Origin of the sequence: Kumtagia ephedrae (assembly GCF_003012745.1) — a bacterium.
GTDB lineage: Bacteria > Pseudomonadota > Alphaproteobacteria > Rhizobiales > Rhizobiaceae > Kumtagia > Kumtagia ephedrae.
This window is the reverse complement of record NZ_PXYK01000039.1, coordinates 25,604-45,836: the sequence shown is the minus strand read 5'-3', so window position 1 is coordinate 45,836 and position 20,233 is coordinate 25,604. Positions and strand designations below refer to the sequence as shown.

Genomic DNA, 20,233 nt, shown 5'->3' with positions numbered 1-20,233 from the left:
TGGGCGAGGAGGCGGTTCTGTGCCGCCACTGGGCCGAGGGTTCGGCCGGCATCGAGGCGCTCGCCAACAAGGTGGTGCAGCTCGCCGAGAGCGGCGCCTCGCAGTTCGCGCCGCTCTATGCCGACGATGTCCGGCTGTTCGACAAGATCGACACCATCGTCAAGCGCATCTACCGCGGCTCGGAGGCGATCGCCGACAAGAGCGTGCGCGACCAGCTGAAGGCATGGGAGGACGCCGGCTACGGCAAATTGCCGGTGTGCATGGCGAAAACCCAGTATTCGTTCTCGACCGACCCCAACCTCAGGGGCGCGCCGACCGGCCATGTGGTGCCGGTGCGCGAGGTGCGACTGGCCGCCGGCGCCGGCTTCGTGGTGGCGATCTGCGGCGAGATCATGACCATGCCCGGCCTGCCCAAGGCACCATCCTCCGAGAAGATCTTCCTCAACGAAGAGGGGCAGATCGAGGGGCTGTTCTGAGGGGCCGTGCATGGCGGCGCGTTCTGCCGCCGCCATGCGTCGTCACCGATGAGGCCGTGGTCGGAACCGTGGCTGCGCCTGGGCGGTTGTGGACGAAGGAGGCGCCATGCCCCAAATCCATGCCGCGACGGAACGAGCCGGCGGCGAAAGCCCGTTTCGGCTGATCCAACCGATGGAGGCGAAGCTCGTCGAGGCGCTGCCCGACGAGCCGGGATGGCAGTTCGAGCCGAAATGGGACGGTTTCCGCTGCATCGCCTACCGCTCGGGCGACAATGTCGATCTCAGGGCAAAATCCGGCAAGCCGCTCGGCCGCTTTTTTCCGGAAGTGGTGGACGCCATCCGCTCGTTGACGGCCGGACAATTCATCGTTGACGGCGAACTTGTCGTGACCGAGCGCGGTCACCTGTCCTTCGACGCCTTGCAGATGCGGCTGCATCCGGCGGAGAGCCGCATCCGGAAATTGTCGCGCGAGACGCCGGCCACCTTCATCCTGTTCGACATGCTCGGCACGGAACGCGGGTTTTCGCTGCTGACTTCTCCCCTGACGCGCCGCCGCGCCGAGCTCGAACGGTTCTTCGCCGCAATCGCCGGCGCACCCGGCTTCCGGCTGTCGCCGATGACGCGGGACAGGCGCGTCGCTTCCGGGTGGTTGGACCGCGCCGGCGGCGCGCTCGACGGGGTCGTCGCCAAGCGGCTCGGTGGGCCCTATGAAAGTGGCGAACGGGCCATGCTGAAGGTCAAGCGCCTGCGCACCGCCGACTGCGTGGTGGGCGGCTTCCGCTACGCCGCCAACGCCCGCCATGTCGGCTCGCTGCTGCTCGGCCTGTTCGATCGCGCCGGGTTGCTCCATCATGTCGGCTTCACTTCCTCGATTGCTGCCGAGGAGCGCGCATCCCTGACCGCAAGGCTGGAAACGCTGAAGGGCCCGCCGGGCTTCACCGGCAACGCCCCCGGCGGGCCGAGCCGCTGGTCGACCGAGCGCTCGGGCGAGTGGGAGCCGCTGCGGCACGAGCTGGTGGTCGAGGTGCGTTACGACCACGTGACCGGCGACCGTTTCCGCCACGGCACAAAACTGCTGCGTTGGCGGCCCGACAAGGCGCCGCGGCAATGCACGTTCGAGCAACTCGAGCGCCCGGCCAGCCCGGGAAAACTTGTCGAGGACGTGCTTCGCCCCGCCGGTGAGCCATAGCCGGCCAAACGCGCCGTTGATGGAGCGACGGGTGCCCCTGCAATACGGACCTAACCCGAGATCGCCTGCCGCGCCTGGTCTTCCAGCCACGCCGCCATCTTGCGGTAGGGCACCGGCCCGTAGCTGATGCGGGAGACGCCGAGCTCGGCCAGCCGCCGGCGCGGCGGCACATGCGCCAGGGCGATGATGTTGACCGGCAGCGCCGTCGCCGCGCACAGTTTTTCGATCAGGCGCTCGTCGCCGAGGCCGGGCGCAAAGAAGCCGGTGGCGCCAGCCTGTTCGTAGGCGCCGGCCCGCTCGATCGCGTGGTCCAGCAATTCCGGGCTGTGCTCGTCCGGTTTGGCCTTCAGAAAAATGTCGGTCCGCGCGTTGATGTAGGCCGGGATGCCCGAAGCGTCGACCGCCTCCTTGATGGCGGCGATCCGCTTCACCTGCACCGCGATGTCGTGGAGGCCGCTTCCGCCGACGACCTGGTCCTCGAAATTGAAGCCGACCGCGCCGGCCTCGAGCGCCCGCATCGCCGTCGCCGCGACGGCCGCCGGCTCTACACCGTAACCGCCCTCCAGGTCGATCGTCACCGGCAAGTCGACTGCCGCGACGATGCGCCGGATGTTGTCCAGCGCAAGATCGAGCGGGATCTTTTCCCCATCGGCGAAGCCGAAGGCCGCCGCAACCGGCCAGCTCCCCGTCGCGATCGCCTTAGCGCCCGCCGCGGCGACGGCCTTGGCGCTGCCCGGGTCCCAGATGTTGTAGAGGACGACCGGATCGCCCTTCACGTGAAGCGCCCGGAACGTCTTCGCCTGTTCGATCTGCTTACTCATCATCATCGTCCCTGTTGCGTGCACTCGGCTGGGCCGAAACATGCCCGATGAACCGACTTTCCCGACAGCGTGTCAACGCGCTGACGGCACGGGTCGCTGGGCCAGGACGGTGGCCACATCGCACCGGCGGGGACTGTCATCGAACCGTCACCGGACCGTCATCGCGCTGCAACAGCGCACGCCCAAAGCGGTCGGGCATCCAGATTTCAGGGGAGACTCCATGTCCACGAAACCGCGCCTGCTCGCGCTGACGGCGACGCTGCTCGCCTCCGCCGCCTTGCCCGCCCATGCCGATATGATGTTCAACCGCGTCGCCACGTTCGCCGTGGCCGAAAACCTGCCGGAAGCCGACCGCAAGTCGCCCACCTCCTCCGAGATCATTGCCGCCAGCGAGGACGGCAACACGCTGGTCTATTCCGACAGCCCGCATGGCGGAATCGGCATCATCGACATCACCGATCCCAAGGCGCCGAAGGCCGGCGGCTATGTGAAGATCGACGGCGAGCCGACATCGGTTGTCGTGGTCGGCGGCAAGGTGCTGGCCGGCGTCAACACGTCCAAATCGAAGGCCGAGCCCTCCGGCAATCTGTCGGTGATCGATCTCGCCGGCAAGACGGTCGAAGCCGCCTGCGATCTCGGCGGCCAGCCGGACTCGGTCGCCGTCAGCAGGGACAAGGCATGGCTCGCCATTGCCATCGAGAACGAGCGCGACGAGGACTTGAACGACGGCGAGATCCCGCAGATGCCCGCCGGCAACCTGAAAATTCTTCCGCTGAAGGACGGCGTGCCGGACTGCGCCGGCATGAAGACCGTCGAGCTCACCGGGATCGCCGAGGTGGCGCCGGAGGATCCCGAGCCGGAATTCGTCTCCTTCAACGACGCCGGCGAGATCGCCGTGACGCTGCAGGAGAACAACCACATCGCCATCGTCGACGCCCCTTCGGCCAGGATCGTCGGGCATTTCTCGGCGGGATCGGTCGAGCTCGATAAGGTCGACACCAGGAAGGACGGCGCCTTGTCCTTCGACGGCCAGGTCAAGGCCACGCCGCGCGAGCCCGACGCGGTGAAGTGGCTCGACAACGACCGGCTCGTCGTCGCCAACGAAGGCGACTACAAGGGCGGCACGCGCGGCTTCACCATCTTCAGCAGGAAGGGCGAGGTCGTCTACGAATCCGGTCCGGCTTTCGAATACGAGGTCGCAAAAGTCGGCCACTATCCCGAGCACCGCAACAAGAAGGGCAACGAGCCGGAAGGTCTCGAGGCCGCCGCCTTCGGCGACGACAACCTGTTCTTCGTCGCTTCCGAGCGCGGCTCGCTGATCGGCGTATACAAGGACACCGGCGCGGTGCCGGAATTCGCGCAGGTGCTGCCGTCCGGCATCGGGCCGGAAGGGCTGGTCGCCATTCCGTCGCGCAACCTTTTGATCACCGCCAACGAGACCGACCTCGGCGAGGACAACCTCGCTCGTTCGCACGTCATGGTCTACGAGCGCGCCGAAGGCCCCGCCACCTATCCGATGATCGTCGCCCAGCCGAACGAGGATGGTACGCCGCTCGGCTGGGGCGCGCTCTCCGGCCTCGCCGCCGATCCGGCGGCTGTCGGCAAACTCTACGCGGTGTCGGATTCGGTCTATTCGGCGGCCCCGTCGATCTTCACCATCGACGCCAGCCAGACGCCGGCCCTCATCACCGGCAAGACCGTCGTTACCCGCGGCGGCCATCCGGCGCAAAAGCTCGACCTCGAAGGCATCGTCGCCGACGGCGAGGGCGGCTTCTGGCTGGCCAATGAAGGGGATAGCGCCAAGATGACGCCGCACGGCATCTTCCATGTCGACGGCAACGGCGCGATCGACAAGGAGATCCCGTTTCCGGCCGCGCTGCTCGCCGGCGAGACCCGCTTCGGCCTCGAAGGCATCACCACCATCGGCTCGGGCGACGAGCTGACGCTGGTGATGGCTGTCCAGCGCGGGTGGAAGGATGATCCCAAGGGCCAGACCAAACTGCTCGCCTACAAGCCGGCGACCAAGGAATGGTCGGCTGTGCGTTATCCGCTCGACGCCACCGAGGCCGGCTGGATCGGCCTGTCGGAGATCACCGCCCATGACGGCAAGCTCTACGTCATCGAGCGCGACAACCTGATCGGCGACGCGGCGAAGGTGAAGAGGCTCTATGCGGTGTCGCTCGACGCCTTCAAGCCGGCGCCGCTCGACGGCGAATTGCCGGTGGTCGACAAGACGCTGGTGCGCGACCTGCTGCCCGACCTCAAGTCGGCGACCAACGGCTATGTGGTCGACAAGATCGAGAGTTTCACCATCGACGCGGCCGGCAACGCCTTCGTCGTCACCGACAATGACGGCGTGGACGATTCTTCCGGCGAGACGCTGTTCCTGCGGCTCGGCACCATTGCCGCGGTGAATTGATCGCCATCGGAGCGCGGCGGCTCCGGCCGCCGCCCTCCCCTTGTGCCCCGGCTGGCCCACCCGATGGCATGGCACGGCCGTTGCGGGCCGCTTCCGGACCGGCCATTGTCGCCCGGCTTTCGTCGGGTGACACCAATGCAGAAGAGCATCGAGACCATTTTGGGCGACACCGAGGGCGTCGCCTACTTCTTCCCCGTGTTCCGCTTCGAGGGAACGGACGAAGCCGCGCCCGCCGCCTACATCCAGGCGGCGCTGCATGCCGGCGAGCTGCCCGGCACCGTCGCCGTCGACGCGCTGATGCCGCTGCTGCGCAAGGCCGAGGCGGAGGGCCGGCTGCGCGGCCGCCTCACGGTGGTACCGCATGCCAACCCGGTCGGCCGCGCCCAGTACCACTTCGGCCAGATCCAGGGGCGCTTCCATCTCGGCACCCGCGACAACTTCAACCGGCATTTCCCGCTGCTCGACCGGCCCGAGGCCGCCCTGGCAGAGAGCGCGGGCGGCACGGTGGACCAGCGGCTGAAGCAGCGGCTGGTCGCCCTGTCGATGGGGCACGACATCGTGCTCGACCTGCACTGCGACGACGAGGGCGTCGACTATCTCTACGTGCCTAGCACGCTCTGGCCAGCCATGGCCGACTGCGCCGCGGCGATGGGCGTGGCGGCGGTGATCCTGTGGGAAGGTTCTTCCGGTGCCTCCTTCGACGAAGCCTCCCTGCATCCTTACCTGCTGATGCCTGCGGGCGAGGCCCGTCTCGACCGCCGGGTCGTGACCACGGTCGAATATCGCGGCCTGCTCGATGTCGACCGCAAGCTGGCGTCGGCGGATGCCGAAGGGCTGTACCGGCTGCTCGTGGCGCGCGGCGTGATCGAGGACCCGACCCTCGCCTCGCCCGGGCCGTTTGCTGGTCGGGTCGCGCCGATCGACCACATCGACGTGGTGACCGCTCCATGCGCCGGCGCCATCCTGTTCGACGTCATCCCCGGTGACCGGGTCCGGCGCGGCGACAGGCTGGCCACCATCGTCCAGGCGGCCGGCGAGGACGGCGGCTGCACCGACGTGTTCGCGCCGCAGTCGGGCACCATCCTCACGCGCGTGTGCCGGCGCACGACCCATGCCGGCGAGGATTTGTTGAAGCTGGTGGGCGACGGCCCGAGCGCGACCGCGCGGCAAGGCGCGCTGGAGGACTGACCGGTCACGAGCCGCGACCGACAAGACACCGCCATCGGGCCACCTGTCCCTGCCCCTTGTGGGCAGGGCTATCGCATATGAGTTGTATAGGAGCGGCAGACAGCTCTGCGTCGTCATTCCGGAGCCGCGCAGCGGAACCCGGAATCCAGAGTGCCGACGCTGCTCGAAGTTCCTGGATATTTGCGAGGTCTCGCTTTTCCTTCGACACCAAACGCTCTGGATTCCGGGTTCCGCTGCGCGGCCCCGGACTGACGATCATCATCGGCATATGCGATTGCCCTCTGCCCCGGGAACGGCAAACATCATCCCAGCCTTCATCCTCGCCACGCTGCCCTTCGGCCCTGGCCATTGAATCTCCCTTGCGGGAGAAGTGCGGGAAGCGGGGCGCGGGGCCGAGCCTCTCTAAGTAAAGTACGTGGCGCGGTGACCCGCGCCCCGCCGGCGTTCTTGCCCGTCCGCTAACCCGCATTCGCGCGACCTTCGCGGCTGGGGCCCGGGTCTCCAGCTCACGCCAGCCGCGCTACCGATTGCACGACCGACCCGGCGCCGACGCTCCCTCCTGATACCCGGTGCGCACCAAGTTCCCGCAGGAAGCGGCTTTCACGGCGAAATATAGGTGAGGCGGAAAGGGAGGGGATAAAATTTCGCGCGTGAGCGACGCCCGTTGTTTTCTTCAGCTTGGCGCGAGCCGGGCAAGTTCCGGGTAAGTGCCGGGGACAGTTTACTTTTTTCCGCAGAGGGGCACATCCGCTTCAAGGCTGACGCGGGCGGAAACAAAATAAACTGTCCCCTGCGGTTCCTGCGCCTCGCTCCATCCAGGCCATCTACAGCGCCGCCGCATAAGGCAAATAGCGCCCTTTTCCCGACCGCTTCGCCACATAGAGCGCATGGTCGGAATGGGCGAGCAGCGCGTCGGGCGTGAGGCCGTCCACTGGGGCCAAGGCGCTGCCGACGCTCACGCCGACCGACGCCTTGACTTCGGTGCCGATCTGGAAGGGAGACGACAGCTTCTCGATCAGCCGCCGCGCGACATAATCCGCCTCTTCCGGCGTGGCGTTGGGCATCACCACCACGAACTCGTCGCCGCCCGGACGGAACACCTGGTCGTGCGGGCGCACACCGCGCTGCAGCCGGTCCGCCACCCTGACCAGCAGCGCATCCCCGACGGCATGGCCGTGGCGGTCGTTGACGGCCTTGAAGCCGTCGAGATCCATGCTGAGCACGGCGAAGCTCTCGCGGCGCTGCGCACCCTTGGCGGAAAGGCCGGCGCAAAGCGCCGCCAGAGCCTCGGTGAGGGCTGCCCTGTTCGACAGACCGGTCAGCGCATCGGTGCGGGCAAGGTGCCGGTTGCGCATCTCGGCCCGCACCAGCCTGACATGGCTCTCGTAGTTGCGGACGAGGATGACGACGATGCCGGCGATGTGGAGCGGAAACTGCAGCCCGACGAGGAAGGCGCCGGGGATCGGCGAGAACAGCGTCGATACCGCAAACGGCAGGCTGACGCAGGCGATCGCCAGCATGGCATAACGCGGGGTGGCGGCGTTGCGCGACGAGATCGCCCCGACGACGGCCGCGACGTTGACGCCGGCCAGCATGGCCAGGGCCGGCGGGCCGGCGATCACGCAGGTTCCCGAGCCCAGGCCGAGAACCAGGCACCAGGCCGTCCCGGCTGCCATCAGACGGCGCACCGGACGCGGTGCGTGCGCGACCTTGGCCTTCTCGCACAGCTCGATCACCCGCAGCCGGAAGGCGAGCAGCGCGAGATCGGCCGCCAGCCAGTACCAGGGCCACACCTCGTCGGTGAGGACGGCGGCCGATACCGCGAGCATGAGCACGCTGACCGAGCCGAACCAGACGAACGCCTTGCGTTCGTAGAGCGTGTCGACCAGGCGGGCGCGCACCCTGGCGCTCTCCCGCGTGGGTGCCGACGACAGCCAATCGAAGGCGCGGCCGGCGAGAGCGGCGGCGGCCCGTGAAGCGCCCCGCAAGGTCATCGATGGTTTTCGATCCTCCAAACCATCCTTCATCACGAGGCGGCAACCGTTAAATTTGCTTTAGACCCTTCGTGACATCTCTAAGCATCGGCGCCGAAGATTCCTTCAAGGGACGAAAGAGAAGGATATGCGGGGTCAAATGGTGCCGGAATCCGCTTGCCCAGCCATCCGTTCGCAGCTATTGGAATCGCCATGCACATGCGTTCGATCAAGACCATCTGGTGGTGGGGCAGCTGACAGCGGCCCGACGAAGCGCGCATGCGTGACAAAAGGAGGTGGCCGCAGGAGATGTCCGGGCGGCCATTTGTTTTTGATGCCGGTCCGAACCCCTCGGCACAACGGATGGAGATGAGGGATGTCGGTCGAGATCCTCGACAACGGTGCCGAGAAATTCGTGACGGCGGGCGGCATAACGATCGTGCGCCAGCGCCACGACACGCCCTATGCCGGGGCCATCGAGGCTTATGTCGACGCGCTGGATAGCCGGCGCGGCGCGGTCTTCTCCTCCAACTACGAATATCCCGGCCGCTACACGCGCTGGGACACGGCGATCGTCGACCCGCCGCTGGTGGTCTCGGCACGCGGCCGCTCCATGCGCATCGAGGCGCTGAACCGCCGCGGCGAGGCGCTGCTGCCGGTGATCGCGCAGACGCTGCTCGCCGAGAAGGATTTGACGCTGACGCAGACCACGGCGCGCCGGCTGGCTCTGACCATCGCCGAGCCCGGCCGCGTCTTCACCGAGGAGGAGCGCTCGCGCGTTCCCTCGGTCTTCACGGTGCTGCGCGCGCTGACGAAACTCTTCCACACCGACCAGGATTCGAATCTCGGCCTCTACGGCGCCTTCGGCTACGACCTCGCCTTCCAGTTCGACCCGGTCGAGCAGTCGCTGAAGCGGGCGGAGAGCCAGCGCGACCTCGTGCTGTTCCTGCCGGACGAGATCCTGGTCGTCGACCATCATTCGGCGAAAGCCTGGCACGACCGCTACGACTATTCCAGCAAGGGTTTCGACACCGCCGGCCTGCCGCGCGAGGGCGAGGCCGAGCCGTTCCGCCCGGCCGACCGCATCCCGCCGCGCGGCGACCACGAGCCCGGCGAATATGCCGAGCTGGTCAAGAAGGCGATGGAAAGCTTTCGCCGCGGCGACCTGTTCGAGGTGGTTCCCGGCCAGATGTTCTACGAGCGCTGCGAGTCGCTGCCGTCGGAGATCTCGCGGCGGCTGAAGGCGATCAACCCGTCGCCCTATTCCTTCTTCATCAATCTCGGCGAGAACGAATATCTGATCGGCGCCTCGCCGGAGATGTTCGTGCGCGTCAACGGCCGGCGTGTCGAGACCTGCCCGATTTCCGGCACGATCAAGCGCGGCGACGACGCCATCTCGGATTCGGAGCAGATCCTCAAGCTGTTGAACTCCAAGAAGGACGAGTCGGAGCTCACCATGTGCTCCGACGTCGACCGCAACGACAAGTCGCGGGTGTGCGAGCCGGGATCGGTGCGGGTCATCGGCCGGCGCCAGATCGAGATGTATTCGCGGCTGATCCACACGGTCGACCATATCGAGGGGCGGCTGCGCGAGGGCATGGACGCCTTCGACGCCTTCTTGAGCCACGCCTGGGCGGTCACCGTCACCGGCGCGCCCAAACTGTGGGCCATGCGTTTCATCGAGAAGAACGAGAAGAGCCCGCGCGCCTGGTATGGCGGGGCGATCGGCATGGTGCATTTCAACGGCGACATGAACACCGGCCTGACGCTCAGGACCATCCGCATCAAGGACGGCGTCGCCGAGGTGCGCGCCGGCGCGACGCTGCTGTTCGACAGCGTTCCGGAAGAGGAAGAAGCAGAAACCGAACTGAAGGCCTCCGCCATGCTTTCCGCCATCAGGGACGCCAGGGCCGGCAACGCGGCGGCGGGCGACCGCAGCACCGCGCGCGTCGGCGACGGCGTCACCATCCTGCTCGTCGACCACGAGGACTCCTTCGTCCACACGCTGGCCAACTATTTCCGCCAGACCGGCGCGACCGTCTCGACGGTACGCACGCCGGTGGCGGAAGAGCTGTTCGACCGGCTGAAGCCGGATCTCGTGGTGCTTTCGCCCGGCCCCGGCTCTCCGAAGGATTTCGACTGCGCTGCCACGATCCGCAAGGCACGCCAGCGCGACCTGCCGATCTTCGGCGTCTGCCTCGGCCTGCAGGCGCTGGCCGAGGCCTATGGCGGCGAGCTCCGGCACCTGCATGTGCCGATGCACGGCAAGCCGTCGCGCATCCGCGTGTCGAAGCCGGGCGTCATCTTCTCCGGCCTGCCCAAGGAGGTGACGGTCGGCCGCTATCATTCGATCTTCGCCGACCCGGTTCGGCTGCCGGACGATTTCGTCGTGACCGCCGAGACCGAGGACGGCGTGATCATGGCCTTCGAGCACCGCAAGGAGCCGATCGCCGCCGTGCAGTTCCACCCGGAATCGATCATGACGCTGGGCGGCAATGCCGGCATGCGCATGATCGAGAACGTCGTGGCGCATTTGCCGCGCAAGGCCAAGGACAAGGCGGCGTGACTGGGCGGCAGCCTTCCCTCCCCCTCGAGGGGAGGGTGGCCGCGCAGCGGCCGGGTGGGGTCGCCACGGCAGCGCCCGGCGTCCCCCTGCATTCTGCCCGATGGTGCGAGGCCTGCCGCGACAATCCCCTCTGGCCATTTCCCGGCCATCTCTTCCTCGACTAGGCGCCATGCCGTCCAAGCAGCGCGTCACCTCCCTCGCCTTCTGGTCGATCGTCGTCGCATTCGGCGTGCTCGGCCTGAAGACGCTCGCCTGGCGGATGACAGGCTCGGTGGCGCTCTATTCCGACGCACTGGAATCGATCGTCAACGTCATCGCCTCGTTCGCCGCCTTCTGGGCGATCAAGGTCAGCCAGAAGCCCGCCGACAGCGACCACCAGCACGGCCACCATAAGGCCGAGTATTTTTCGGCGGTGCTGGAGGGCGTGCTGATCGTCGTGGCCGCGCTGATGATCGTGGCTGCCGCCTGGGACGCGCTGCTCGATCCGAAGCCGCTGCAACAGCCGTGGGAGGGTCTTGCGGTCAACGGCTTTGCCGCCCTGATCAACGCCGGCTGGGCATGGATGTTAATCCGTGTCGGCCGGCAGGACAGGAGCCCGGCGCTGGTCGCCGACGGCCAGCACATCATGACCGACGTCGTCACCTCGCTCGGCGTCATTGCCGGCCTCGTCGGCGCCGTGCTGACGGGCTACGGCATCCTCGACCCGCTGCTGGCGATCCTGGTCGCCCTCAACATCCTCTACCAGGGCTGGCAGGTGATCAGCGGCTCGCTGAGCGGCCTGATGGACAAGGCGGTGCCGCTCGAAGACAACATGCACATCCGCGCCATCATCTCGGCGAACTCCAGGGGCGCCATGGAGGTGCACGACCTGAAGACGCGCACCGCCGGCCGCGCCACCTTCATAGAGTTCCACCTGATCGTCGACGGCGACATGCCGGTGCGCGAGAGCCATGTCATCTGCGACCGCATCGAGGATGCGCTGAAGGCGGAAATCCCGTCGGTGCGCGTGCTCATCCATGTCGAGCCGGACGACGAGGCGAAGCTGCCGCCCGGAACCAGCGCCGTGCCCTTCGCCTGAACCTTGATCTGGATTACGCGTTGTCGCCGCATCAACGGAGGCAAGCGTCATGCAGTACCATCGCGGCAGACTGATCGACCACCTGCACCTGCATGTCAGGGACCTGGAAGCCAGCAAGGCCTTCTACAAGGCCGTTCTGGACGCACTGGGCAGCGGCGCCACGATCCAGGACGGGCCCGGCTTCTTCACCTTCGACGAGTTCTTCATCGATGCGGAGCCGGGGCACGGGCCGGCACCCATCCATCTCGCCTTCCAGGCCGGAGATCGCGAAACCGTGCACCGCTTTCATGCGGCCGCACTCGCCGCCGGCGGCCGCGACAACGGCGCGCCGGGCGAGCGCCGCTATCATCCCGGCTATTATGCGGCTTACGTGCTCGATCCCGACAGCAACAATGTCGAGGCAGTGAATCACGGCCCGGCGACGCGTTCCGCCGCATCGGTCGTGATTGAGGGCTGACGCCGTCATCCCCGCCGGCATCGGTCGCCGGCGCTGCGGCAGTTGGAAAAAAATGCTAAAAACGGCGCGGCGATGTCGGTTCCGGGCGCCGCCTTTCGTCCTCGCTCCGAAGAGCGAGGCCATCGCCTTCGCGGCCCGACTGGAGACGACGGCCGCCAGTGATCGCGCGGAGGACGTTGACGTGACACAGAAAACCCTTGTGCTTCTGGGAACCAAGAAGGGCGCCTTCATCGCCGAGAGCGACGGGCAGCGGAAAGGCTGGGAGCTGAAAGGCCCGTTCTGCGAGACATGGCCGATGAACCATGTCGTGGCCGATTCCCGCACCGGCACGATCTACGCCGGCGGCGGCAACGAATGGTTCGGCCCGGCGGTGTGGAAGTCGACCGATCTCGGGAAGACCTGGACGCATTCGAGCGAGGGGCTGGCCTACGAGACCGGCAAGGAGCCGGTGAAGGCGGTGTGGAGCCTGGCGGCGCGCAACGGCAGCCTCTACGCCGGCGTGCAGCCGGCCGGCCTGTTCCGCAGCGACGACGGCGGCCGGAGCTGGACGCACATGGAGGGCCTGCAGAACCATCCGACGCGCGAGCGCTGGGAGCCGGGCGGCGCCGGGCTGATCCTGCATTCGCTGGTGCCGCATCCCGAGGACGAGGGCCGCATCTGGGTCGGCATCTCGGCGGCCGGTGTCTTCTACACCGGCGATGGCGGAGAAACCTGGGAGCCGCGCAACCGCGGCACCCGCGCCGACTTCCTGCCCGAGGGCGAAAACTATCCGGAATTCGGCCAGTGCGTGCACTGCCTGGTGATGGCGCCCGGCACTGGGGAGCGGCTCTACCAGCAGAACCACTGCGGCATGTATGTCAGCGAGGATGGCGGCAAGGAATGGCGGAGCATCGAGGCGGGCCTGCCCTCGACCTTCGGTTTCCCTGCGGCCGCGCATCCCAGCGATCCCGACACGCTGTTCCTGCTGCCGCTCAACGGCGACTCGGCCGGCCGCTACGTGCCGGACGCCAGTGCCGCGGTGTGGCGCACCCGCGATGCCGGAAGGAGCTGGCAGGCGCTGCGCGAGGGGCTGCCGCAGAAGAACGCCTATTTCGGCGTGCTGCGCCAGGCGATGGCAACCGACCGGCTGGAGCCGGCGGGCGTCTATTTCGGCACCAGCTCGGGCTCGGTCTTTGCCAGCGCCGACGAAGGCGAGAGCTGGACGGCGATCGCCGAGCACCTGCCGACCGTGCTGTCGGTGGAAACGCTGGTGACCGACCGATAGCGGCAGGAGGCCCCGCGATGGACACGCTCCGAAACACCTGCCGCGTCACCGTGCGGCTGCCGGGACCGCTGGTGGACCTTTTCCCCGGATCGCCGCGCCGGCTGGAGGTCGAGGCGCGAACGGTCGGCGAGATGATCGATGCGCTGAACGCCCGCTGGCCGGGCATGCGCGACCGGCTGTGCGACACCACGCCGGCGGTGCGCCGGCACATCAACATCTTCATCGGCGGCGAGCGCGCGCGGCTCGACACGCCGCTGCGGCCGGAGGCCGAGGTATTCGTGCTGACGGCGATCAGCGGCGGGTAGGCACCGGCGGCCGCGGCGGCAGAGCCAATCGCATATGGAATTACCCCCACCCCTAACCCCTCCCCACAAGGGGGAGGGGGACTTGCTGCCGCTACGCCGCGCGAAACCGTTGACGATTGGCGCCTCGCGGAGAGCCAGCAAGATTCCCCTCCCCCTTGCGGGGAGGGGTTAGGGGTGGGGGTACCTCGCCGAGCAACGTGTCCGCAAACTCCTTATGCGATCGTCCTGTCCGGCGGAAGGAAATGCCTGCACGGGCTGACAGCCGGCCCCGCAACGGTCTAGAAGGAGCCATGGCCCCTTCCCCCGCCGCGCCGCTTCCAGGTCCCCTCACCAATCTGCCCAAGCCGCTGCAATGGTGCCTGCTGGCAGCCGGCTCGGCCGTTCTGTTGCTGCTGCTCACCGGCATCGACTTCCCCGCCGCCGCGCTGATCGGCCCTATGCTGATCGCCGTCTGCGCCGGCGCCGCCGGCGCGACGATCCGCATGCCGCGCCCGATCTTCGGCGTCGGACAGGCGGTGGTCGGCTGCCTGGTCGCCACCTCGATCGACATCACCATCTTCAAGTCCTTCCTGACCGCCTGGCCGATCATCCTGTTCTCGGTGGGCTCGACGCTTGTCGCCTCGAGCTTTCTCGGCTGGTCGATCAGCCGTCTTGGCATCCTGCCGGGCTCGACCGCCGTCTGGGGCTCGGCGCCCGGCGGGGCAACGGCCATGGTGCTGATGGCTGAGGCTTTCGGGGCCGACGCCCGGCTGGTCGCCTTCATGCAGTATCTGCGCGTCGTCATGGTGACGCTCGCCGCCGCCTTCGTGGCGCGGCTGTGGGTCGATGCCCCGGCGCCCGGCGTTCCGGCCCATGCCTGGTTCCCGCCGCTCGACTGGCCGGCGCTGGCCGCCACGCTGGCTGTCGCCGCCGTGGCCGGGTTCATCGGCAAGGCCGTCCGCCTGCCCTCGCCCTATTTCCTCGGCGCCGTGCTGATCGCCATGGCGCTGCATCTCGGCGCCGGCGTGCCGTTCCAGATCCCGGAATGGCTGAAGGCGGCGAGCTATGCGGTGGTCGGCTGGGCGATCGGGCTGAACTTCACCCGCGCCGTCGTGGTGCACGCGGTGCGCGTCCTGCCGCAGGTCACGCTGTCGATCCTGCTGCTGATGGCGTTCTGCGGCGGCATCGCGTGGCTGCTCAGCCACGAACTCGGCATCGACCCGCTGACCGCCTATCTCGCCACCAGTCCGGGCGGGCTGGATTCGGTCGCCATCATCGCCGCCGCGTCGAGCAACGTGAACCTGTCGCTGATCATGGCGTTGCAGTCGGCAAGGCTGATCTTCGTGCTGCTGTTCGGCCCGGCACTGGCAAGACTGGTGGCCCGCGCCGTGAAACCCTGACCGGGCGCCGTCAGAAAGCCTTGCTGAGGCGCAGGATCGCCAGCATCTGCATCGGCGACAGCCGTCTGAAGGCGACGTAGACCGGCTCCTCGGTGCCGTGAAAGCGCCGCTTGAACGCCGCCTGACCCTCCAGGTTGAAGATGCGGCGGTTGATCCAGGAGGACGAGAACAGCCGCCGCATCGCTCCGCGCAGCACGGCGCTCTCGGCAAAGCCGCTTTCCTCTATCGCCGCGAGCGGCGACAGGCCGAGCGTCACGAACGCCAGCCCCTCGTCGCGCAACCGGTCGGCGGCGAATTTTGTGAGGCCGATCTCGGCATGCGGCGTCGTGCCCGGCAGCTTGCGCTTGAACGAGGTGGTGTAGCCGACCGTGCGGCCCTCCTCGGCGACCGGGTCGAAGTCGAGCACGGCAATCGCCACGCCTTGCGGATCGATCAGCAGGAAGCGGCGCATCCCCGGGGCGAGCTGGGGCCGGAACGGCCGGTTGAGGAAGCGCATCTCGCGGTGGCTGACGATGCGCCCGGCCCGCCAGCGCTCCGAAAGCTGCTTGATCTGGTCGAGCGAGGCCTGGTCGCCGGCATCCTCGATGATCGCATAGCCGTTCTTGAACAGCCAGCGTTCGGAATAGCGCACCGTCTCGTTGCGGCGGCCGGCAAAGCTCTGCGGCGACAGCATCAGCCGCGTATCGACGCCCATGCGGTTGACCTTGTAGCCCAGCGCGGAAAGCTCCCGCGCCGTCGCCTCGCCGATCTGCACGAAGCACGGATTGCCGGCCGCGCGCACGAAGTCGCGGATCAGTTTTGCACGCGCGTCCGGCGCCGCCACCGGATCGGCCAGCGCCACCGCGCTGCCCATCTTGCTGCCGAAGGCGATGTAGCCGGAGGCATCGCCGAAATAGCGCAGGTCGTCCTGGACGGCGGTCGAATAGGCCAGCGAGAAATCGCCATGCCGGTCGACCAGCGTCAGCCGCTGCTCAAGCGACAGGGCGACCGCCGGAATGGCCCCGGTGCGGCGCTCCAGCACGGCGTCGACTGTCTTTCGGAGGGATGGCAACTGCCGGGCTTCCGGTCTCGGGGGGGTTATGGATTTGGCGGCCTTACCGCGCGAGCCGCAGATAATCCGATACCGGCCGGGTATCAAGCCAGCCGCCTTGCAGGACAGAACTCCGCAGACCCTTGCCTCTCCCCTCCCGCTCCTGTATCAAGCCGCCCATGAACCCGTCCGCGGACAGCGCAGCCCACCGCACCGGCGCCTTTGCGTCGGCGACCTTGCGCGCCCTCTCCTCCGCGATCCTGCTTCTCGGCCTTATCGGCGACCGCCGGGCCCGCTGAAGGAGCGCCCGGCGGTCGTTGCGCCGCCGAGGGCGGCTCAGCTCCTTGCCAGTCGCACTCCAGTCAGCAAAACACTTCAGAGCTTCGCCGGACGCCATGTCCGCGGCTGAAGCGCAGAGAGAAGCAAGATGAACCAGACCACCCGCATCCGCGCCGCGCACGGCATGCCGAACGCCGCGGCCAAATACGAACCCTATCCGCTCGTCGGCCTGCCCGACCGCACCTGGCCGTCAAAACGCATCGACAAGGCGCCGATCTGGTGCTCCGTCGACCTGCGCGACGGCAACCAGGCGCTGGTCGACCCGATGGGCCACGAGCGCAAGGCGCGCATGTTCCAGCTCCTGCTCGACATGGGCTTCAAGGAGATCGAGATTGGCTTCCCGTCGGCCTCGCAGACCGATTTCGACTTCGCCCGCTGGTGCATCGAGGAAGGCAACGTGCCGGACGACGTGTCGCTCCAGGTGCTGGTGCAGTGCCGGCCGGAGCTGATCACCCGCACCTTCGAGGCCTTGCAGGGCGCGAAAAACCCGATCGTGCATTTCTACAACTCGACCAGCGAGCTGCAGCGCCGCGTCGTCTTCCAGAAGGACGTCGCCGGCATCAAGCAGATCGCCACCGACGCCGCCAAGATGATCACCGACATGGCGGCCAAGTCCGGCGGCGGCTTCCGCTTCCAGTATTCGCCGGAGAGCTTTACCGGCACCGAGCTGGAGGTGGCGCTGGAGATCTGCAACGCCGTCGCCGAGATCGTGAAGCCGACGCCCGAGAACAGGCTGATCGTCAACCTGCCCTCGACCGTCGAGATGGCGACGCCCAACATCTATGCCGACCAGATCGAATGGATGATCCGTCATCTCGACAACCGCGACAACCTGATCATCTCGCTGCATCCGCACAACGACCGCGGCACCGGCATCGCCGCCACCGAGCTCGCCCTGATGGCAGGCGCCGACCGCGTCGAGGGCACGCTGTTCGGCAATGGCGAGCGCACCGGCAATGTCGACGTCGTGACGCTGGCGCTCAACATGTACACGCAGGGCGTCGATCCCATGCTCGACTGCTCCGACATCAACCGGATGAAGGACGTCTACGAATATTCCAACCAGCTCAAGATCCCCGAGCGGCATCCCTATGTCGGCGAGCTGGTCTACACCGCCTTCTCCGGCTCGCACCAGGACGCCATCAACAAGGGCATGAAGGCGATCAGGACGGCGAACAAGGCGCTGTGGGAAGTGCCGTACCTGCCGATCGACCCGCAGGATGTCGGCCGCAGCTACGAGGCGATCATCCGCATCAACTCGCAGTCCGGCAAGGGCGGCATCGCCTATGTGCTGCAGGCCGATTACGGGCTCAATCTGCCGCGCAGCCTGCAGGTCGAGTTCTCCAAGGACATCCAGGCGATCACCGACGCCGAAGGCAAGGAACTGTCGGCCAAGCGCATCTACGAGCGCTTCCGCGAGGTCTACATCGACCAGCCCGACGGGCGGCTTAAGTTCGTCGACCACCAGACCTATCCCGACACCGAGGTGAAGGGCCGGCGCATCGTCGAGGCGACCATTTTGGACGGCGGCAGGGAGGTGACGATCCGCGGCTCCGGCAACGGCCCGGTCGACGGTTTCGTCGACGCGCTGTCGCGGCATGTCGGGCTGGCCATCTCGGTGCGCGACTATTCCGAGCACTCCATCCAGCACGGCTCCAACGCCGCGGCGATCTCCTATGTCGAGATGGAGCATCCCGGCGGCACGCTGTTCGGCGCCGGCATCAGCACCAACATCGTCGGCGCCTCCCTCGAGGCGGTGGTGTCGGCGGTGAACCGCATCGTCGGAGCAAGGTAGGCCAACGGCGTCCCGTCCGCGGGTTTCAGCTCCCTCACCGCCGGGCAATCGCATACGAAAATTCTGGAAGCGTTGCCTAGCCCAATTACCCCCACCCCTAACCCCTCCCCACAAGGGGGAGGGGAACTTTGCCGCTGCCATGCCGCGCGAAACGATTGACGGCTGGCGCCGCTCGGCGATGCGAGCCAGTCCCCTCCCCCTTGTGGGGAGGGGTTAGGGGTGGGGGTAAGCCTTATGCCCGATTTGCTCGCATCTCCCCGGCAGGAAAGCGCCTACATCGAACGCGCTGGTTTCGGCGCAGGATTCTGTTAACTATATTGCTGACGCACGCTCGAACCGGAGCAGACCTTGGCGAACGACAGGGCCGACGGCCAGCAACCGGCCGCCCAGATCCGAAAACTGTCCGACGCGATCCGCGAGGTGAAGAACGCCGCGGCGGATCGCGACGACGTCGTCGTCGAGCTGCGCGAGGCGACGCGGGTCCGGTTGCAGCTCCTCGCCGCCGAGCTGGCGCCGGTCTTCGCCGAAGTGCCGGCCGACGTCGACTGCTTCGACTTCACCATCTCGTCGGGCCTGCAGCCGCGGCTGTGGATCGACGCGGTCAGCCACGTCGCCATGGGGCGCGACCGGCGCACCTACCGCTTCGTCAAGGATACCCGCAACGGCCGCGTGGTGCTGGCCGAATCACCGAAGATGCAGATTGTAGCCGACCGGGTGACCCGCTACGTCGCCGAGCGCATCGTTGAGCGTGAGCAGATGCTGGAAGGCGACATGAGCGCGGCGGTGGAGGGTGTTCTTGTCGCCCGCTCGCCGGAAGAGGCGGCGGCGAAGCTGCACGAGCGCAAGGTCTGGTCGACCGTGCTCTCCGGTGCGTGGATCTTCGTCACCGGCATCGGCTTCGGCCTCGCGGTCGCCATCGCGCTGCTGTGGGAGCGGCTCACCAGCGGCGTTCAGTAGCCTCGCTTTCGGCTGCGAGCCGGCGTGTCAGGAGGCGGCGTTCTCGAAGGGCGCCGGCGCGCGGCGCGGCGAGCCGAGGTCGAGCGTCTCGATCTCCGACACCGCGCCGAGCGTGTCCGTCAGCCCGTGCCGCGACAGCCCGATGTGCCAGGCGCCCGGCTCGCCGGAGATCTCGACCAGATTGTACTGCGCCGCCGGGTGCCGGCCGCCCGGCCCCTGCCCCGTGGCGGCCACGCCGACCACCGGGATCGGCTTTTTGCGCTCGCCGATCCAGTAGAGCGTGGGATCGTGCGAATGGCCGTGCAGCACCAGCTCGGCACCATGCGCCAGCACGGTCCTGTGGAAGTTGGCAATGCCGAACAGCCGCTTGTGCTGCTGCACGGCGGCGCGCACCGGCGGATGATGGATCATGATGACGCGGAAGAGTTTTTTCCGCCCCGCCTCGTCGAGCAGGCGCGCCAGCCGTGTCGCCTGTTCCTCGCGAAAAAAGCCGTTGGCCATGAACGGCGCGGTGGCGCGCGCCGTCGACACGCCGATCAGCGCCACCTGGCCGCGCACCCTGAGATAGGGAAAGGTCAGGCGCCCGACCGGCCCGTCATAGCCGTCGCCGCGCATCCACGGCGCCCACAGCCGGCAGGCCTTGTCGAAGGCGCCCGGCACATAGGCGTCGTGGTTTCCGGGAACCACAGAAACGTCTTCCGGCCGGCCCAACGTCTCCAGCCACAGCCGCGCCAGCTCCAGCTCGCTGTCGAGGGCGAGGTTGACCAGGTCGCCGGTGACGGCGAGATGGTCGGGCTTCTCCGCCCGGATCGCCTCGACGATGGCGCCGACCGTGCCCTGCGTCAGGATCCGGCGGCGGCTGCGGTGCCAGTTGACGTAGCCGATGACACGCTTGGAAGCGAGTTCGCGGTAGGATACATCGGGAAGCGGCCCCAGATGGACATCGGAAATATGCGCGAGCCTGAGCATCGACCTTTCTTACGGTACGGTTCCGACG

General features: G+C 67.5%; 16 protein-coding genes. 12 read left to right on the top strand and 4 right to left on the bottom strand.

Annotated elements, in window-relative coordinates; all coding sequences use genetic code 11:
- Both C7I84_RS27005 and C7I84_RS27000 read left to right on the top strand, forming a co-directional pair.
- Positions 1-476: formate--tetrahydrofolate ligase (locus tag C7I84_RS27005; RefSeq protein WP_120785133.1), on the top strand; the 476-nt coding region annotated here is incomplete at its 5' end.
- Between the two features lie 106 nt (positions 477-582).
- Positions 583-1,665: an ATP-dependent DNA ligase gene (locus C7I84_RS27000; RefSeq protein ID WP_106775314.1), complete on the top strand. Its 1,083-nt coding sequence runs from the start codon at positions 583-585 to the stop codon at positions 1,663-1,665.
- A gap of 50 nt (positions 1,666-1,715) precedes the next feature.
- Here the strand turns inward: C7I84_RS27000 and C7I84_RS26995 are convergent, their stop codons facing one another.
- Complete coding sequence (locus C7I84_RS26995) at positions 1,716-2,486, bottom strand: isocitrate lyase/PEP mutase family protein (RefSeq protein WP_106775322.1); 771 nt, start codon at positions 2,484-2,486, stop codon at positions 1,716-1,718.
- Between the two features lie 220 nt (positions 2,487-2,706).
- On the opposite strand from C7I84_RS26995, the gene C7I84_RS26990 reads away from it, so the two are divergent.
- Together C7I84_RS26990 and C7I84_RS26985 are read left to right on the top strand one after the other, a co-directional pair.
- Positions 2,707-4,905 (top strand): esterase-like activity of phytase family protein, encoded by a 2,199-nt coding sequence (locus C7I84_RS26990; protein WP_106775313.1) that lies wholly within the window; start codon positions 2,707-2,709, stop codon positions 4,903-4,905.
- 135 nt (positions 4,906-5,040) lie between these two features.
- A complete protein-coding gene (locus tag C7I84_RS26985) occupies positions 5,041-6,093 on the top strand; it encodes a M14 family metallopeptidase (RefSeq protein ID WP_106775312.1) in 1,053 nt (350 codons plus the stop codon).
- Positions 6,094-6,917: 824 nt separating this feature from the next.
- On the opposite strand, the gene C7I84_RS26980 is transcribed toward C7I84_RS26985, so the two are convergent.
- A complete protein-coding gene (locus C7I84_RS26980) occupies positions 6,918-8,087 on the bottom strand; it encodes a GGDEF domain-containing protein (RefSeq protein WP_165816241.1) in 1,170 nt (389 codons plus the stop codon).
- Positions 8,088-8,442: 355 nt separating this feature from the next.
- Here C7I84_RS26980 and C7I84_RS26975 point away from each other — a divergent pair, with 355 nt between their 5' ends.
- From C7I84_RS26975 to C7I84_RS26950, 6 genes are all read left to right on the top strand, one after another.
- Positions 8,443-10,632 (top strand): anthranilate synthase, encoded by a 2,190-nt coding sequence (locus C7I84_RS26975; RefSeq protein ID WP_106775310.1) that lies wholly within the window; start codon positions 8,443-8,445, stop codon positions 10,630-10,632.
- A gap of 169 nt (positions 10,633-10,801) precedes the next feature.
- Positions 10,802-11,710: a cation diffusion facilitator family transporter gene (locus C7I84_RS26970; protein ID WP_106775309.1), complete on the top strand. Its 909-nt coding sequence runs from the start codon at positions 10,802-10,804 to the stop codon at positions 11,708-11,710.
- Positions 11,711-11,759: 49 nt separating this feature from the next.
- Positions 11,760-12,167 (top strand): VOC family protein, encoded by a 408-nt coding sequence (locus C7I84_RS26965; RefSeq protein ID WP_106775308.1) that lies wholly within the window; start codon positions 11,760-11,762, stop codon positions 12,165-12,167.
- A 181-nt stretch (positions 12,168-12,348) separates the two neighbouring features.
- Positions 12,349-13,431 carry a WD40/YVTN/BNR-like repeat-containing protein gene (locus C7I84_RS26960; protein ID WP_106775321.1) on the top strand — a complete coding sequence of 361 codons (1,083 nt, stop codon included), beginning with the start codon at positions 12,349-12,351 and terminating at the stop codon, positions 13,429-13,431.
- A gap of 17 nt (positions 13,432-13,448) precedes the next feature.
- Positions 13,449-13,736, top strand: a complete 288-nt coding sequence (locus tag C7I84_RS26955) for a MoaD/ThiS family protein (RefSeq protein ID WP_106775307.1) — start codon at positions 13,449-13,451, stop codon at positions 13,734-13,736.
- A 290-nt stretch (positions 13,737-14,026) separates the two neighbouring features.
- The gene (locus C7I84_RS26950) at positions 14,027-15,115 is read left to right on the top strand and encodes an AbrB family transcriptional regulator (protein WP_106775306.1); all 1,089 of its coding nucleotides are present in this window, start codon (positions 14,027-14,029) and stop codon (positions 15,113-15,115) included.
- A 10-nt stretch (positions 15,116-15,125) separates the two neighbouring features.
- On the opposite strand, the gene C7I84_RS26945 is transcribed toward C7I84_RS26950, so the two are convergent.
- A complete protein-coding gene (locus tag C7I84_RS26945; RefSeq protein ID WP_106775305.1) occupies positions 15,126-16,166 on the bottom strand; it encodes a phosphatidylglycerol lysyltransferase domain-containing protein in 1,041 nt (346 codons plus the stop codon).
- A 442-nt stretch (positions 16,167-16,608) separates the two neighbouring features.
- On the opposite strand from C7I84_RS26945, the gene leuA reads away from it, so the two are divergent.
- Positions 16,609-18,279 carry a 2-isopropylmalate synthase gene (leuA, locus tag C7I84_RS26940; protein ID WP_165816243.1) on the top strand — a complete coding sequence of 557 codons (1,671 nt, stop codon included), beginning with the start codon at positions 16,609-16,611 and terminating at the stop codon, positions 18,277-18,279.
- Positions 18,280-18,627: 348 nt separating this feature from the next.
- On the top strand, positions 18,628-19,236 hold the full coding sequence (locus tag C7I84_RS26935) for a hypothetical protein (RefSeq protein WP_245428627.1): 609 nt from the start codon (positions 18,628-18,630) through the stop codon (positions 19,234-19,236).
- 27 nt (positions 19,237-19,263) lie between these two features.
- On the opposite strand, the gene C7I84_RS26930 is transcribed toward C7I84_RS26935, so the two are convergent.
- Positions 19,264-20,205 (bottom strand): metallophosphoesterase family protein, encoded by a 942-nt coding sequence (locus C7I84_RS26930; RefSeq protein ID WP_106775303.1) that lies wholly within the window; start codon positions 20,203-20,205, stop codon positions 19,264-19,266.
- Between the last annotated feature and the right edge of the window lie 28 nt (positions 20,206-20,233).

Coding starts and splice junctions, on each gene's coding strand:
- C7I84_RS27000 (WP_106775314.1), top strand. CDS start 583: ATGCCCCAAATCCATGCCGCGACGGAACGAGCCGGCGGCGAAAGCCCG.
- C7I84_RS26995 (WP_106775322.1), bottom strand. CDS start 2,486: ATGAGTAAGCAGATCGAACAGGCGAAGACGTTCCGGGCGCTTCACGTG.
- C7I84_RS26990 (WP_106775313.1), top strand. CDS start 2,707: ATGTCCACGAAACCGCGCCTGCTCGCGCTGACGGCGACGCTGCTCGCC.
- C7I84_RS26985 (WP_106775312.1), top strand. CDS start 5,041: ATGCAGAAGAGCATCGAGACCATTTTGGGCGACACCGAGGGCGTCGCC.
- C7I84_RS26980 (WP_165816241.1), bottom strand. CDS start 8,087: ATGACCTTGCGGGGCGCTTCACGGGCCGCCGCCGCTCTCGCCGGCCGC.
- C7I84_RS26975 (WP_106775310.1), top strand. CDS start 8,443: ATGTCGGTCGAGATCCTCGACAACGGTGCCGAGAAATTCGTGACGGCG.
- C7I84_RS26970 (WP_106775309.1), top strand. CDS start 10,802: ATGCCGTCCAAGCAGCGCGTCACCTCCCTCGCCTTCTGGTCGATCGTC.
- C7I84_RS26965 (WP_106775308.1), top strand. CDS start 11,760: ATGCAGTACCATCGCGGCAGACTGATCGACCACCTGCACCTGCATGTC.
- C7I84_RS26955 (WP_106775307.1), top strand. CDS start 13,449: ATGGACACGCTCCGAAACACCTGCCGCGTCACCGTGCGGCTGCCGGGA.
- C7I84_RS26950 (WP_106775306.1), top strand. CDS start 14,027: ATGGCCCCTTCCCCCGCCGCGCCGCTTCCAGGTCCCCTCACCAATCTG.
- leuA (WP_165816243.1), top strand. CDS start 16,609: ATGCCGAACGCCGCGGCCAAATACGAACCCTATCCGCTCGTCGGCCTG.
- C7I84_RS26930 (WP_106775303.1), bottom strand. CDS start 20,205: ATGCTCAGGCTCGCGCATATTTCCGATGTCCATCTGGGGCCGCTTCCC.